We start from the raw sequence: 15,101 nt of genomic DNA, 5'->3' as shown, positions 1-15,101 counted from the left end.
CAACCGCTTATGTCTAAATACGACTCCCACCTAAAATGTTCATTTTGTGGAAAATCCCAGGAGCAAGTACGAAAGCTAATCGCTGGCCCGGGAGTCTACATCTGCGATGAATGTGTCGAGCTTTGTAACGAAATTTTAGACGAAGAATTAATGGGAACATCGGGTCCGATTACAGACAAAAGTAATACCCGGACTAAAGCACGTCCTTCTAAAAATGGGACATCCCTTAAAGAGCTACCTAAGCCCATGGAGATAAAAGATTATCTTGATGAGTATGTGATAGGTCAAGATGAGGCTAAAAAAGTTCTTTCTGTAGCTGTTTACAACCATTATAAACGTCTGAATTTGGTTCAGGGAAAAAATGATGATGACAACATCGAACTGCAAAAATCGAATATCTTGCTTATGGGTCCAACTGGTTCAGGAAAAACCCTTCTAGCTCAAACCCTAGCCCAAGTATTAGAAGTTCCTTTTGCTGTAGCCGATGCTACTACCCTAACAGAAGCAGGATATGTAGGAGAAGATGTCGAAAATATACTCCTACGATTATTACAAGTAGCCGATCTCGATGTAGAAGAAGCCCAAAGAGGGATTATTTACATTGATGAAATCGATAAAATTGCTCGTAAAAGCGAAAATCCTTCTATCACTCGTGACGTATCCGGAGAAGGAGTACAACAAGCACTGTTGAAAATGTTAGAAGGGACAGTCGCCAATGTTCCACCTCAAGGAGGTAGGAAACATCCTTATCAAGATTGTATTCAAATTGATACTAGTAACATTCTATTCATCTGTGGTGGGGCTTTCGTTGGTTTAGAACGAGTGATAGAACAACGCATCGGCAAGAAATCTATGGGGTTTGTTCGTCCAGGAGAAGGACAGTCAAAAGAAAAACGGACAGCAGATTTAATGCAGCGAGTTGAACCCGATGATTTGGTGAAATTTGGCATGATTCCTGAATTTGTAGGAAGAATTCCTGTAATGGCAGCCTTAAACCCCTTAACAGAAGAAACCCTGGTTGCAATCTTAACTCGTCCTCGAAATGCTTTGGTTAAGCAATATCAAAAACTGCTAAATATGGACAATGTAGAGCTAGAATTTAGTGAAGAAGCAGTTAAAGCGATCGCTCAAGAAGCCTATCGACGAAAAACTGGAGCAAGAGCGTTACGGGGCATCGTTGAAGAACTGATGTTAGATGTAATGTACGAGTTACCCTCACGCCAAGATGTTCAGAAGTGCATGATCACCAAAGAAATGGTAGAAAAACGCTCAACTTCTGAGTTATTGTTACATCCATCCTCTATGGTAACCCCTGAATCGGCTTAAACACCTAGGGATAAATAGATAGCGAGTAAAGTAATGTATAAAAACCTCCTTACCCCAAGAAGCATTGGGGTAAGGAAAAATAGAGGTTCATTAGCTCACAAACATCTTAGTTAGAATTGCATAAAAATAGAAAAATCAGAGCAGGGGAATGATTAGATCAAGGTTAATCGGCCTTGATAACCATAGATTTATTATCATAACCTAAAAAATTTAACTTAAAGACTTCCCTTGTGAGCAAAAATCTGTTAAGATAAATTAACAGTACAAAAGGGGCAAGCCAGTATCCCAAACAATATTTCTAGCTAAGAAGCTATAAGAAAGGATTTGCTTGGTTTTTCGCCCCAGTGGAAGACAAGGGGTAAAACCAAATAATACATGGGCAACAAGCCAACTATTGCTATATCTCACCTCGGTTGTGAGAAGAATCGTATAGATTCAGAACATATGCTAGGCTTACTAGCGCAACAGGGATATTCTATTGATGCTAACGAAGAACTAGCAGATTACGTTATTGTAAACACCTGTAGCTTTATTCAAGAAGCCAGAGAAGAATCTGTCCGTACTTTAGTCGAATTGGCTGAAGCGAACAAGAAAATCATTATTTCTGGCTGCATGGCTCAACATTTCCAAGAGGAATTATTGCAAGAATTGCCAGAAGCCGTTGCTTTAGTGGGAACAGGAGACTACCAAAAAATTGTCGATGTCGTTCAACGGGTAGAAACAGGGGAAAGAGTCACAGAAGTGTCTCAAAACCCTACATTTGTAGCCGATGAAATGACCCCCCGTTATCGCACGACTAACGAAGCCGTTGCCTACCTTCGAGTGGCAGAAGGATGTGATTACCGTTGTGCTTTTTGTATTATCCCCCATTTGCGGGGCAATCAGCGATCGCGTTCCATTGAATCGATTGTTACCGAAGCCCAACAACTAGCTGAGCAAGGGGTGCGAGAGATTATTCTTATCTCTCAAATTACCACAAATTATGGCTTAGACCTTTATGGAGAACCCAAATTAGCGGAACTATTAAGGGTATTAGGAAAAGTAGATATTCCTTGGATTCGCATTCATTACGCTTATCCTACGGGATTAACTGAAAAAGTGATTGATGCCATTAGAGAAACGCCAAATATCTTACCCTATTTGGACTTACCTCTGCAACATTCTCACCCTGCTATCTTAAAAGCCATGAATCGTCCCTGGCAAGGTCAGGTTAACGATAATATTATTGAAAGGTTGAAAGAAGCAATTCCTAATGCCATTTTGCGAACCACATTTATTGTAGGATTTCCAGGAGAAACAGAAGAACATTTTGAGCATCTAATTAACTTTGTTCAACGACACGAATTCGATCATGTAGGAGTGTTTACCTTTTCTCCTGAAGAAGAAACACCAGCTTATCAAATGCCCAACCAAGTTCCGTCAGAAATTGCTAAAGAAAGACGGAACTATTTAATGGAAATTCAGCAACCCATTGCTGCTAAGAAAAATCAAAAATGTGTTGGGCAAACAGTAGAAGTATTAATTGAACAAGAAAACCCTAAAACCGAAGAATGTATAGGACGTTCAATCAGATTTGCCCCCGAAGTAGATGGAGTTGTTTATGTTAGAGGAAAAGGCCAATTAAATTCAATTATGCCCGTAAAAATTACCGATGCTGATGTTTATGATCTTTATGGAAAAGTTATCTAACCCCAACCCTTGAAGTCCGTACAAACTTGAGTGGAAACTAACTAGAAACTTATGCTAACATAAGTCACAATAATAAGCAGTTTGAAAAGCCACTATAAAAAAATCTAGCTGCACTTTCTAAACGTTTAATTCATAGTCAACTTACCAACAAAAACGACCTTATGACCATTTCTTTCGAGAACCTAGGACTATCCGAAGCCCGCATTAACCAGTTACAAACCCTCGGATTTGAAAGTCCTACCGAGATTCAAGAAAAAGCAATCCCCTTACTATTAGAAGGGCATGATGTCCTAGGACAATCTCAAACAGGAACAGGAAAAACTGCAGCCTATTCCTTACCAATACTTGAACAAATTGACACTAGAAATTCCAACGTTCAAGCGTTAATTTTAACGCCAACTCGTGAACTTGCTCAACAAGTTGCTGAAGCCTTAAAAGACTTTTCAACAGAACGTCGCCTTTACATCTTAACGGTTTATGGCGGTCAATCTATCGAACGACAAATCCGTAGTTTAGAACGGGGAGTACAGATTGTTGTCGGAACCCCAGGACGAGTTATCGACTTATTAGAAAGGAAAAAATTAGTCTTAGACTCGTTACGCTGGGCCGTTCTTGATGAAGCCGACGAAATGTTAAGTATGGGTTTCATTGATGATGTCAAAACCATTCTGAGAAAAACCCCCGACGCTCGCAATACCGCTTGTTTCTCAGCGACGATGCCTAGAGAAATAAGAGACTTAGTTAATCAGTTTCTCAAGTCTCCTGTTACCGTATCGGTTGAACGCACTCAAGCAGCCCCAACACGGATTGATCAGCATCTCTATATGGTTCCGAGAGGATGGTCAAAACGCAAAGCTCTACAACCTATCCTAGAAATTGAAGATCCTGAGTCAGCCATTATCTTTGTTCGTACCAAACAAACTGCCTCAGACTTGACCAGTAAACTTCAAGAAATTGGTCATAGCGTGGATGAATATCATGGGAACCTTTCTCAGTCCCAACGAGAAAGATTAGTCCATCGCTTCCGAGATGGGAAAATTAAATTAGTCGTGGCCACTGATATTGCTGCACGGGGCTTAGACGTAGAAAATTTAAGCCATGTTATCAATTACGACTTACCCGATAATAGCGAAACCTATATTCATCGTATTGGTCGTACCGGAAGGGCAGGGAAAACAGGAACCGCTATTTCTTTAATAGAACCTATTGATCGCCGTATGGTACGGCAAATTGAAAAGAGACTGCGACAAAAGTTAGAAACTTGCAAGCTACCCAGTCGTTCTCAGGTCGAGGCTAAACGCCTAGAAAAACTGCAAAATCAAATCAAAGAGTCCTTAGCAGGAGAGCGAATGGCCTCGTTCTTACCCTTAGTACGGGAATTAAGTGACGAATACGATCCTCAAGCGATCGCTGCTGCTGCTTTACAGATGATTTATGATCAAGACTGTCCTGACTGGATGAAGACAGATTGGGAAGTCCCCGAATCAACCGTACCTAAACCTATCATTAAGCGTAAGGGTAAATATAACTCTAACAAACACAATAGTAACTCTAACCGAGGAAATCGTAAAATTGTGAGCCATCAACCAGGTCGTTAGAAATTTACATAAATTTAAGATTTATTGCTCCTGTCCTATGGGCAGGAGCTTTGTTTTGATATATTGAAAACAATTTAATTATTTAATTATTCTTGTATTAAAGATTTTTAAGAAAAATTGACTTTTAAAACCTAATATTTTTCTAACTTTATAAAAGTTAGAAAAGCTTATTTTTTGAAATAGAGAAATTAAATAGACTGGGAATAGAAGGGATTGCTTATTGCTTCAAAAAATTAGTTGGAAGTTTGTACCATTATGAAAAAATTAATACAGTCCTTGTCAATTGGGACAACAGGATTGACTATTGCTATTACCATAGGAATTAGACCAGCCAATGCTTTAACGTTTGAATTTTCTCAATCAGGATGGTTGCCAGGTGGCGGAGAAGTGACAGGAACATTCTCAGGGGAAGATAAAAATGGAGACAACAAAATTATATTTGACTTTTCTGACCCCAATATAAACGAAGTTTCTGCTTATGAAATGAGCTTTCAAGGCAACTCAACTTTCACTGATTTTACTCACAACTTAAATGATTTATTTATTCTGGAGTATATGAAAGGAAATCCTGATATGCTAACTATCTCTTCGACTGATTTTACTTCAAGTTATGATAGTGAAAATATGGATATTGATCTCGGAGTGATTAGTCAGAGTGGCGAGTCAATTCTTACCAATGAGTCAGTTAATGTTAGTGTTAGAGAGGTTCCTGAACCGACATCATGGATAGGATTGATGCTTTTTGGCCTAGGCGCTTATTTTAAGAGAAAAATAACCACAAGTTTTTCCCATTAAAAAGAAACAACCCACACTAATTTTAAGCGAGTTTTAGTGTGGGTCGATTATCTAAAAAAAGAAGTGTTATTGTTAACTTTAGAAAACTTTGTGAGGACTGAGAAAAACTAATCCAGCAACGATTAATAAAGCAGTGGTTAAACTGTTTTCAGGAACACTGGGTGGATCTTGTGGTTGTGGTTCTTGTAAAGAAACATTATCAACAGCAGTGGTTGACCCAGAAGCAGCTAAATTCAAATTAACCGAATACTTATTAGTTGTTAAAGCTTGATTTAAAGCTTGATCATTAGGGAGATTAGAGGCTATCACACTAGAGGATACAACATCAGAATCAAAGTCTTTACTCCAAATGGTAAATCCGTATTTTCGTGTTGCAGTTTCTCTCGATAGATTGTAAGCAAGAATCTTTAATTTACCAGTATTAACATTAAAATCAAAATTTTGAAAGTGTGCATTTTTAGCAAACTCTAAATCATAACTCATCTCACCATAATCAGTTATATTAAAACTGGTTAAAGAGTCAAAATGTCTTAACATATTATTGGTGACCATACTGTCGTCCCAAGTAAATGCTAGGCGACCCATTTTATGCCCATTGGCATCAACTATTTCTCGATTAAGTGATCCAGCTTGAACAGGCTTAATAGAAGCAAAACTTAAAATTGCCCCCATACCGATACTTAAACCTAGGAATCCTAGGAAGGTTGATTTAATATTCATATTTGGTTTCTCTTAAATATTTAGTTTAGATTCTATATACAGAATAATTTTTAAGTTACCTTATCTCAAGGATTAAAATCACAGTGAAACTATGATTTTGATCATCGACAATTGACAATAAATATGTTAGAAATAATTGTTACGATATTGTTATAAAATGTTTAGTCTTTCTCAGTATATATACTAAGTATAAATTTTGAATAAAGTAAATATATAGCTCTTTTTACGGTTGTTTTAAATATCTAGAGGAGTAAATATTGTTAGATGAATATAAATAAATTTTAAGTAATTGTACCATTACCATTATGAAAAAACTAATAGAGTTCTTATCAATTGGGACAATAGGATTGACTGGTGCTATGTTAATAGGTGGGAAACCTGCGAATGCGCTAACCTTTGGATTTTCTCAATCAGGATGGAAGCAGGATGGAGAAGTAACCACAGCAGAAGTGGTCGGAACCTTTTCAGGAGAAGACAGAAATGGAGACGATATGATTATATTTCATCCTAATCCTGACATCAATGAAGTGTTTGTATATGAAATGAATTTTTTTGCAGGAAACTCGACTTTCGCTAATTTTACTCATAACTTGGACAATATAGATTTAAACTCGTTTTTCCTTGAGTATGCACTAGGGAATTCTTCTGCCTTTATTGCTTCCCTTGGCAATCATTCTCTTGGTAATATTTCTAATTATGATAGTGAAGGGTTTGGGGGTACGGGGATTATTAGTCAAAACGGTCAGTCCATTATAAGCAACGAGTCAGTTAGTGTTAGAGAAGTCCCTGAGTCTACATCCTCGATAGGATTAATGCTTTTTGGCTTAGGTGCATATTGTAAGAGAAAAAAAATTACACCTTTTTTTCATTAAACTGACATATCGCACCAGTAATAAAATTGTAGTATCATCAATCATTTAACTATTTTTCAAACGGTTTTTTGAAACCCTGGAAAATGTCGATGTTTGGCGTAGAATCCTAATAAGATAACCAGAATAATAATAACGGTTCCGATGCCTAAATAACTAGGAACCCAAAAAGAGGTTTCAATGTGATTAATCTGACCGGGTTCTAGTTGCCAACTGGTTTGAGTATAGTTAGGGTTAGATTCGCTATTTAAGTTACTTTTTTTATCAATATTTTTCACTCGTAAAGGGGCATTCAAAACAAACTCTAAATTAACTAAAGAACCAGGACTAACAATAACATTGCCTTGATTAGAAAGTACCCCTAAAGCTCTTAAATCAACATCAATATCCAGTTTATTTCGCTCAAAAAATATCCAGTTACTTTGTTTAATGGACATCTCCGCTTTGAGTTGAACTAATTCAGGATTTTCTACTTTTAAACCAGAGGTTATTTTAGAATAATTTGGGTTGAAAAAGTGATTAAATTTATCAGTTAATTCTTGACCATTGCTGAAAGGAATTCTTACTATAATTTCTTCATCAGAAACTTTTTGCGCTTTTCCTTTTAAGGATTTAGCACGACTTTCTAAACTATTTAACCATTGATTAGCTTCGGTTTTACTCAAACTGGTTAGCTGTTGGGCTAATCGAATATGTTGGAAAATTTCTCCGTGATGTTGTTCATTAAAATTAATCCCAACATCATAACGAACACATCCCGATAATAAAACTAATAAACTGAGAATTAGAGGTAAGAATAAACGGCTTAAAATTCTTCTTTGATTATAGTTTTTAGTTATTTTTTTTTGCGTATTTACCATTAGTTTACCTTTTAAGAATTAATAATTAACTCAGTTCTTTAAATCTCAATATATGTGGGTTTAGTATTGCTAAACCCCTACTTAAATTTGCTTAATTCTTATTCTTCATTCCAGTCACCATTATTAGTTGAACTTCCTCCACCAACGGTTACTAAGTCAATTTGTTGTCGATAATAGTCAACACTTTTAACCTCGACTTCCACTTCGTCTCCTAAGCGATAGGCAATATGATTTTTACGTCCCACTAAACAGCCATGACGGGAACGGTATTCATACCAGTCATCTTTTAGGGAACTAACATGGACTAATCCTTCTACTAATAAATCTTCAATTTCTACAAAGAAACCGTATGATTGAACACCTGTAATCAGTCCTTTGAAAACTTTGCCAGTTCGTTCCTTCATTTTTTCAGCTTTTTGTAGTCCTTCGAGGTCTTTTTCAGCTTCTTCGGCAGTTTTTTCGCGATCATTGAGATAGGTGACTAAAAAGTGAAATTGTTCTTCTAATTCTTCTTGCATAGCCGGGGGTAAGACATTCCAATTAATATTACCATGACAGCTACTGCTAAAGAGATTAACTCCCGTTTTGGTTTGTCGAGTACGGCGATCGCGTCCATCACTAAACACTAATTTTAAGACCCGTTGAATTAATAGATCAACATAGCGTTTACCTGGGGAAACACAATGAGTGTAACAATCATTATAAGCTAAGCCAAAATGAGAACCAGGATGACTATTATATTTAGATGATTTGAGGGTTTCATGGAGTAAATAACTGAGAACATGAACGTGAGACGATTTCCCTAACATTTGGGTTAAATTATAATAATCTTGGGGAGTAATTTCTTCTTCTGATTCAAGGGATGCCTCTAACCCTAAATTTTGGGCTAATTTCAGTAAGTCTTCTAACTCTTCCCAGTCGGGTTCGGGTTGAGTACAATAGATGCCTGGTATGCCTAAAGCCTGAATGTGGTCAGCAACAGCTTTATTGGCTAAAACCACTAACTCAGTTAATAAAGAACGAATGGGAGTCCGAGAAGAAGCAATTAACGTTCCGACTCTACCCTCATCTTGATAAGGCGATCGCGGTTCTAATTGTAGTTCAAACCCACCCCGTTGTAACCGTTGGGCTTTAACTAAGGGACTGAGGGTAAAAAAGAGGTGTTTTAGTTTCTCGGCCAGAGATTGTTGATCATCGGGGACTTTTTCTAAGTCGGCTAAAATAGATTGAACCTCTGGATAGGTCAGTTGATGATCTACCCGAATAACCGTCGGTTCAATGGAGTATTCTAGCAGTTGACCATTTTTATCGAAGGTCATGATCACAGAGATGGTCAAAAAGTCTTGATCGGGTTTCAAAGAATAACGTTCGGTTACGCCTTCGGGTAACATGGGTAAGACTTTTTTACCCAAATACACCGTCGTTCCTCGTTTTTTAGCAATTTTATCGAATAAAGAGTTAGGTTGAATATAGTGGGCAATATCGCTAATATGAACAGCAAATTGCCAGTGGTTATCTTCTGTTTGCTCTAGGGTAAAGGCGGTTTCGATAAAGGGTAAACAGTCTCGTTCCACATCTTCGGTGAAGCTAAAGGTGAGAACCTCACGCCAGTCGGTTCGTTGTTCTAGGGTTTCGGGATCGAAGGTAGTCGGGAGTTCTGAAACTGCTTGTTCTAAGTCTTCCCTGAAGGTTTGGGAAAGATCATGTTTACAGCAGACAATATCTGTATCGGCGGCCGCTTCAGCATCACTGCCTAAAATGCGGGTCACTCGTCCAACAGGGGGATGTTCTCCAATAGGATAACGAACCACAGAAACATGAACCAGATGATCCACTGCTTTTTCTAGGCTACCTCCATTTTGTTCGAGAATTAATTCAAAGAGTAAGCGATCATCAAGGGGAATAGCTTGATATTTTTCCTCTTCTTTTTTAACCTGAGCTAATAAGGAGGGGTTTGCCCGTTCTAAGATGAGTTTAACTTCTCCTTCAGGGGAACGGCGACGGGTTCCTTCTTTGATGACTTTGACTAAGACGCGATCGCCATTCCACGCATTACTAAGATGGAGTTCTCTAACATAAATGTCTTCTGCGTCTTCTTCGTCTTGGATAGCAAAGCAAAACCCCTTACTCGAACAGCGTAACTTAGCTTCTACGAGATCGTCTTCTTTAACGCGACGATATTTACCCCGTTCTTTTTCTAAGATTCCCACTAATTCTAATGCGTCTAGGATGATTTGTAATTTTTCGACGCTTTCTTCGTCTTCACATCCCAATTTTTTCTCTAGGAGTTTGGCCGCCACCAATTTGTTATCACTGAAATGGGATAATAATGTAGCGATTGAAAATTCCATCTATAAATAGTCCTTGCTAAATGTGAGTGAGTCTGATTGATCTGAAGATAGGAAGATAAACACCGGATCAGTTGATGAGTAATGCTTTGGTTTAAACTTCACACCCCAGTCTTACAGGTTAAGTATCTAGGGTTAAGCCGATACACTCCTCATGGAGTTTTCCCTAGGAACCTTAAATGTCATGCTTGAGAAGTACGCTTGAAGGGCAAAGAGAGAGTTGTATCTTTGGAAAGGAGGACTCTCGTTGAAGACTCGCTTTGCACCAGAATAGACTAATCTAATTAAGGTGAACTTCTCTTGATAAACTCATCTGACTTATCATTTTACCAAGATAAGGTACATTTTGAATTGAGTTCGCTGTTAGGGTTTTAGAGTAGGGTGTAGGAGGTGAGGGAAGAATTGGTACTGTATCAGAGTTTCGCATTAACAAAAGAGACAAAATAGGTAGATGATAATGAAATGCGGTAATTCTTCAGTTTTTCTTCTACCCATTGCTTTGAGATGACGTTTATCATGAAAATAGTTTAAAGTGACAATTTTTAGAGGATGACGAATTTATTAGAGTCGGTTGTCAAAAGCTACAACTAAAAAATATTTCTATGAAGTTTATATTATTTTTATTTAAGTACGTTTCTTTGTTTGATTTGGCCTTGAATTTTATTAGCTTAGGGTTGTTTGTCATGTTGGCTGATCGCATTGGCCAGAAGATACAGACATTTGGTCTTGTCTATGTAGTATTCATTATCCCAGGATTAATTGGTCTGACGGGCTTATCTTCATTATTCCTTTTACTCTCAACTCGGCTCAGCATTTTGCTTGGTTGCTTACTGTTGATACCATCAATTATTCATTTTAAATTTATACTGTTAGTTTCATTTGATTAGTTTGATAAGTGAGTCGATAAATGGGGGGTAATATCTATTTTCTTAAGTTATGAATAACTTAAAACGATTAAAAATTATCATTCAAGGGGCTGTTCAAGGAGTAGGATTTCGTCCTTTCATTTATCGCTTAGCAACAGAATTAAACTTAAAAGGATGGGTTAATAATTCTGCATCAGGTGTGTTTATTGAAGTGGAAGGAAATGAAATAATTTTAGAGCATTTTTTAGCAAGAATACCTCAAGAGAAGCCAACTATTTCCTTTATTAATACTGTAGAAACGACTTGGTTAGACCCCGTTAACTATAGTAATTTTGAAATTCGTCATAGTAGTAGTGGGGAAAAAACAGCAATCGTTTTACCAGATTTATCAACTTGTTCTGATTGTTTACAAGAAATTTTCGATTCTAATAATCGACGTTATTTATATCCGTTTACTAACTGCACTAATTGTGGGCCTCGTTACACCATTATTGAGGAATTACCGTATGATCGTCCTCACACAACTATGAAAGTTTTTACCATGTGTAAACGCTGTCAGACAGAATATGAAAACCCTCTTGATCGGCGATTTCATGCCCAACCCAATGCTTGTCCTAATTGTGGTCCGAGGTTACAACTATGGAATGAGAAAGGGGAAATATTAGCTAATGATAATAATGCTTTAAATTTAAGTATTGATGCTTTAAAAGAGGGTAAAATTTTAGCTTTAAAAGGATTAGGCGGTTTTCAGTTAATTGTTAATGGAAGAAATACAGAAGCAGTCACAGAATTAAGACGACGGAAACATCGACCTCATAAACCGTTTGCTTTAATGTATGCTTCCTTTAAAGGGATTAAAATTGATTGTGAAATTAATAACCTAGAAGAAAATTTGTTAACATCTCCTCAAGCTCCTATTGTTCTCTTAAAACGTAAAAATAATCAAAGTTTAAGTCCTGATGTTGCTCCTAATAATCCCTATTTAGGAGTGATGTTACCTTCTACTCCCTTACATCATTTGCTCCTTCATAAACTTAATTTTCCTATAGTAGCAACCAGTGGAAATATTGCCAGTGAACCTATCTGTATTGATGAACAAGAAGCTTTACAAAGATTAGAAAATATTGCTGACTTGTTTTTAGTTCATAATCGTCCTATTATTCGTCCTGTTGATGATTCTGTGGTCAGGGTAATAGCAGGAAGAGAAATGATGATTCGTCGCGCGAGGGGTTATGCACCTTTTCCTCTACAAATTAATGATAATTTACTAACGAATTATAAGAAAAATAATAAGCATATTCCTAATATTTTAGCGGTCGGTGGACACTTAAAAAATACAGTAGCAATTCTCAAAAAAAATCAAGTATTTATTAGTCAGTATATTGGTGATTTAACCACAGCAGAAGCCTTAAAATCATTTAATCAAGTCATGAAAAGTTTAAAAAAATTATACGATTTTGAACCAGAAATGATCGTTTGTGATGCTCATCCTGACTATGTATCAAGTCAATATGCAAAAGCTCAAAATCTACCTTTAATTACTGTTCAACATCATCATGCTCATGTTCTTTCTTGTTTAGCTAATAATAACTTAAATTCTTCTGTTTTAGGAGTCGCTTGGGATGGAACAGGATACGGTAATGATCAGACAATTTGGGGGGGGGAATTTCTCTTAGTTACAGGTAATAAATATGAAAGAATAGCTCATTTCCGTCCCTTCAAATTACCAGGAGGAGAACAAGCTGTTAAAGATCCTAAAAGAATTGCATTATCTTTATTATCTGAAGTGTTTCAAGACTATGATAATAAAAAATTGCCTTTTTTAGAAACAATTTCAACCAAAGAATTCAACTTAGTTAAACAAATGTTATCTCGTAACCTGAATACACCTTTAACCTCTAGTGTAGGAAGATTGTTTGATGGGGTAGCAGCCATGATTGGAATCTGTCAAAATGTAACCTTTGAAGGACAAGGAGCAATGGCCTTAGAATATATGATTAATAACTTAGAAACAGACGAAAGTTATCCTTATAATATTAAAGGTTCAGTCTATCCGTTAGTCATTGATTGGGAATTAATGATCCAGAGTATTATAGAAGATCATTTCAATCAAATATCACATCAAAAAATTGCTGCAAAATTTCATAATACTTTAGTCGAAATTATAATCGATATTGCCAATAGAAGCCAACAGCAAAGTATTCTTTTAACGGGAGGATGCTTTCAGAATAAATACTTAACAGAAAAAGCAATCGCTCGCTTGAAACAAGAAAAATTTACTCCTTTTTGGCATTACAATATACCTCCCAATGACGGAGGACTTGCTTTAGGACAAATTATAGCTGGTATTCTTGAAAAAAAATAACCTTATGGTATCAATTTGGTATAATTAAAAAACAGAAACGTAATCTTAACAAGCGTGGATATTTTTGGAAGTTCCGAACCGGCAAGAATCTTAGTGATCGATGATCACCCTTTCAGTCGCGTAATGGCAGTAGATCTGTTAAATGCTAATGGTTATTATGTCATTGAACATGATGGTGTTTCCGATGTCTTTGCTACAGTGAGAAACGTATCTCCTGATCTCATTTTGATGGATATCAAAATGCCTCATTATAATGGGTTTGATGTTTGTCAAAAATTAAAACAAAATCAAGACACTCGTTCTATTCCTATTATTTTAATGAGTGTTACAGATGATAATCAATCTCGCCTAAAAAGCAAAGGTATGATGGCAGATGCTTTCATGAGTAAACCCTTAGAAAGTATTGTTTTATTACCCGAAGTAGAACTTTTAGTGCAACGAAAAAGGCTCTATGAGTGGTTAGATCAGATACAACAAGTGCTATTTTTGATTTCCCAAGCAATTCAACAGCGTTATTCTCCTGAAGAAAAATCTGAGATTCGGTTTGATCAGTTAGCGCAAGGGTTTGGAAAATATCTTAACTTAAATTCGGTAGAAATTAGTGATCTAATTTTAGCCTCCCATCTCCATGATATCGGTACTGTTGCTATTCCCGATGCAGTGATAATGAAGCGAGGACAATTAGACGAAGAAGAAAAAGAATTAATCAAAAAGCACGTTTTAATTGGAGAAGAAATTTGTAAACCTATGCAAAACCGTCGAGGTATAGCTCAAATAATACGTCATCATCATGAAAAATGGGATGGTAGTGGTTATCCTGATGGTCTGATAGGAGAAAGTATCCCCAAATTAGCACAAATTTTTCAAATCTTAGATATCTACGAAGCATTAACCAGTCAAAGACCTTATAAACAACCTTATAATCCTCAAGAAGCCTTAAAAATTATTTCTGAAGAAGCCGAAAAAGGTTGGCGAAATGTCAAGTTAGTGAAACAATTTGTTGCATTTATGGAAGAAAAAGAACTAGCTTAAAAAATTATTATGGCACTTCTTAAAAAAGTCTGATTTAGAGTCAATTTTTTAATATAATTATAACAATTGCTGTTAAAAAATATGATAGGGAATATAGGACTATGGGAGACAAACTTGCAAATATCTTGGAACCCCTGGCTGCTTGGTTCCGTAGTTTAGGGGTACCTGAACCCATTGTTCATTGGGGACACCCAGTCATGATGGGTATTGTTGTCTTAGTGATGGGTAGTTTTACCGCTTATATGGGGTGGCGCAGTCGTTTCGTTACTGACCCCGAAGTGGTATCAGAAAGTCGCGCTTCTCATCGTCAATTAGCCCCTTGGGTCTTTCTTTTCGTCACCTTAGGATATACTGGCGGAGTGCTATCTTTAGCGATGCAACAACATCCTATCTTGAATAGCGGTCATTTTTGGACAGGAACCGCCGTTATCGGGTTAATGGCCATCAGTGCAATTACGCCTTTAATTGGCTTTGGTGGGGATCAAAAAGAAGGTTATCGCGCGTTTCATGCGTATTTAGGTGGTGTGGTTGCCATTGTGTTAATTGCTCATGGTATTTTAGGATTAAAATTAGGACTTTCTTTATAAATTTTTGATTATAAAATAATCACTGTTCCGGTTTCTTGAAAGAGGC

At 36.8% G+C, this 15,101-nt stretch carries 11 protein-coding genes; 8 read left to right on the top strand and 3 right to left on the bottom strand.

All coding sequences use genetic code 11. The annotated features are described in order from the left end of the window. The first annotated feature begins 9 nt into the window (after positions 1-9). The 4 genes from clpX to CY0110_RS17995 all read left to right on the top strand — a co-directional run bounded on the left by clpX (position 10) and on the right by CY0110_RS17995 (position 5,408). Positions 10-1,326 (top strand): ATP-dependent protease ATP-binding subunit ClpX, encoded by a 1,317-nt coding sequence (gene clpX, locus CY0110_RS18010; RefSeq protein WP_035799884.1) that lies wholly within the window; start codon positions 10-12, stop codon positions 1,324-1,326. 375 nt (positions 1,327-1,701) lie between these two features. Then, positions 1,702-3,015, top strand: coding sequence for a 30S ribosomal protein S12 methylthiotransferase RimO (gene rimO / locus CY0110_RS18005; RefSeq protein ID WP_035799881.1), 1,314 nt, complete (start codon positions 1,702-1,704; stop codon positions 3,013-3,015). 161 nt (positions 3,016-3,176) lie between these two features. Then, positions 3,177-4,613: a DEAD/DEAH box helicase gene (locus CY0110_RS18000; protein ID WP_008276945.1), complete on the top strand. Its 1,437-nt coding sequence runs from the start codon at positions 3,177-3,179 to the stop codon at positions 4,611-4,613. A 255-nt stretch (positions 4,614-4,868) separates the two neighbouring features. Further along, positions 4,869-5,408 carry a PEP-CTERM sorting domain-containing protein gene (locus CY0110_RS17995; RefSeq protein ID WP_008276944.1) on the top strand — a complete coding sequence of 180 codons (540 nt, stop codon included), beginning with the start codon at positions 4,869-4,871 and terminating at the stop codon, positions 5,406-5,408. Positions 5,409-5,486: 78 nt separating this feature from the next. On the opposite strand, the gene CY0110_RS17990 is transcribed toward CY0110_RS17995, so the two are convergent. Next, a complete protein-coding gene (locus tag CY0110_RS17990) occupies positions 5,487-6,128 on the bottom strand; it encodes a hypothetical protein (protein WP_008276943.1) in 642 nt (213 codons plus the stop codon). 305 nt (positions 6,129-6,433) lie between these two features. Here CY0110_RS17990 and CY0110_RS17985 point away from each other — a divergent pair, with 305 nt between their 5' ends. Continuing rightward, the gene (locus CY0110_RS17985) at positions 6,434-7,000 is read left to right on the top strand and encodes a hypothetical protein (protein WP_008276942.1); all 567 of its coding nucleotides are present in this window, start codon (positions 6,434-6,436) and stop codon (positions 6,998-7,000) included. A 56-nt stretch (positions 7,001-7,056) separates the two neighbouring features. On the opposite strand, the gene CY0110_RS17980 is transcribed toward CY0110_RS17985, so the two are convergent. Further along, positions 7,057-7,857 carry a DUF3153 domain-containing protein gene (locus CY0110_RS17980; protein ID WP_008276941.1) on the bottom strand — a complete coding sequence of 267 codons (801 nt, stop codon included), beginning with the start codon at positions 7,855-7,857 and terminating at the stop codon, positions 7,057-7,059. A gap of 98 nt (positions 7,858-7,955) precedes the next feature. Next, the gene (locus tag CY0110_RS17975) at positions 7,956-10,208 is read right to left on the bottom strand and encodes a ribonuclease R family protein (RefSeq protein ID WP_008276940.1); all 2,253 of its coding nucleotides are present in this window, start codon (positions 10,206-10,208) and stop codon (positions 7,956-7,958) included. A 933-nt stretch (positions 10,209-11,141) separates the two neighbouring features. Between CY0110_RS17975 and hypF the strand changes: the two genes are divergently transcribed. From hypF to CY0110_RS17960, 3 genes are all read left to right on the top strand, one after another. Next, entirely contained in the window at positions 11,142-13,436 is a 2,295-nt protein-coding gene (hypF, locus tag CY0110_RS17970; RefSeq protein WP_008276939.1) for a carbamoyltransferase HypF, read from the top strand. A 54-nt stretch (positions 13,437-13,490) separates the two neighbouring features. Further along, positions 13,491-14,468 (top strand): HD domain-containing phosphohydrolase, encoded by a 978-nt coding sequence (locus CY0110_RS29630; protein WP_008276938.1) that lies wholly within the window; start codon positions 13,491-13,493, stop codon positions 14,466-14,468. A 101-nt stretch (positions 14,469-14,569) separates the two neighbouring features. After that, positions 14,570-15,055, top strand: a complete 486-nt coding sequence (locus CY0110_RS17960; RefSeq protein WP_008276937.1) for a DUF4079 domain-containing protein — start codon at positions 14,570-14,572, stop codon at positions 15,053-15,055. Positions 15,056-15,101 lie beyond the last annotated feature (46 nt).

It is taken from the genome of Crocosphaera chwakensis CCY0110, from assembly GCF_000169335.1.
Classification (GTDB): Bacteria; Cyanobacteriota; Cyanobacteriia; order Cyanobacteriales; family Microcystaceae; genus Crocosphaera; species Crocosphaera chwakensis.
This window is presented reverse-complemented; position numbering and strand designations above follow the sequence as displayed.

Excerpts from the sequence above, each read along its gene's own strand:
- clpX (WP_035799884.1), top strand. The coding sequence starts at position 10 with ATGTCTAAATACGACTCCCACCTAAAATGTTCATTTTGTGGAAAATCC.
- rimO (WP_035799881.1), top strand. The coding sequence starts at position 1,702 with ATGGGCAACAAGCCAACTATTGCTATATCTCACCTCGGTTGTGAGAAG.
- CY0110_RS18000 (WP_008276945.1), top strand. The coding sequence starts at position 3,177 with ATGACCATTTCTTTCGAGAACCTAGGACTATCCGAAGCCCGCATTAAC.
- CY0110_RS17995 (WP_008276944.1), top strand. The coding sequence starts at position 4,869 with ATGAAAAAATTAATACAGTCCTTGTCAATTGGGACAACAGGATTGACT.
- CY0110_RS17990 (WP_008276943.1), bottom strand. The coding sequence starts at position 6,128 with ATGAATATTAAATCAACCTTCCTAGGATTCCTAGGTTTAAGTATCGGT.
- CY0110_RS17985 (WP_008276942.1), top strand. The coding sequence starts at position 6,434 with ATGAAAAAACTAATAGAGTTCTTATCAATTGGGACAATAGGATTGACT.
- CY0110_RS17980 (WP_008276941.1), bottom strand. The coding sequence starts at position 7,857 with ATGGTAAATACGCAAAAAAAAATAACTAAAAACTATAATCAAAGAAGA.
- CY0110_RS17975 (WP_008276940.1), bottom strand. The coding sequence starts at position 10,208 with ATGGAATTTTCAATCGCTACATTATTATCCCATTTCAGTGATAACAAA.
- hypF (WP_008276939.1), top strand. The coding sequence starts at position 11,142 with ATGAATAACTTAAAACGATTAAAAATTATCATTCAAGGGGCTGTTCAA.
- CY0110_RS17960 (WP_008276937.1), top strand. The coding sequence starts at position 14,570 with ATGGGAGACAAACTTGCAAATATCTTGGAACCCCTGGCTGCTTGGTTC.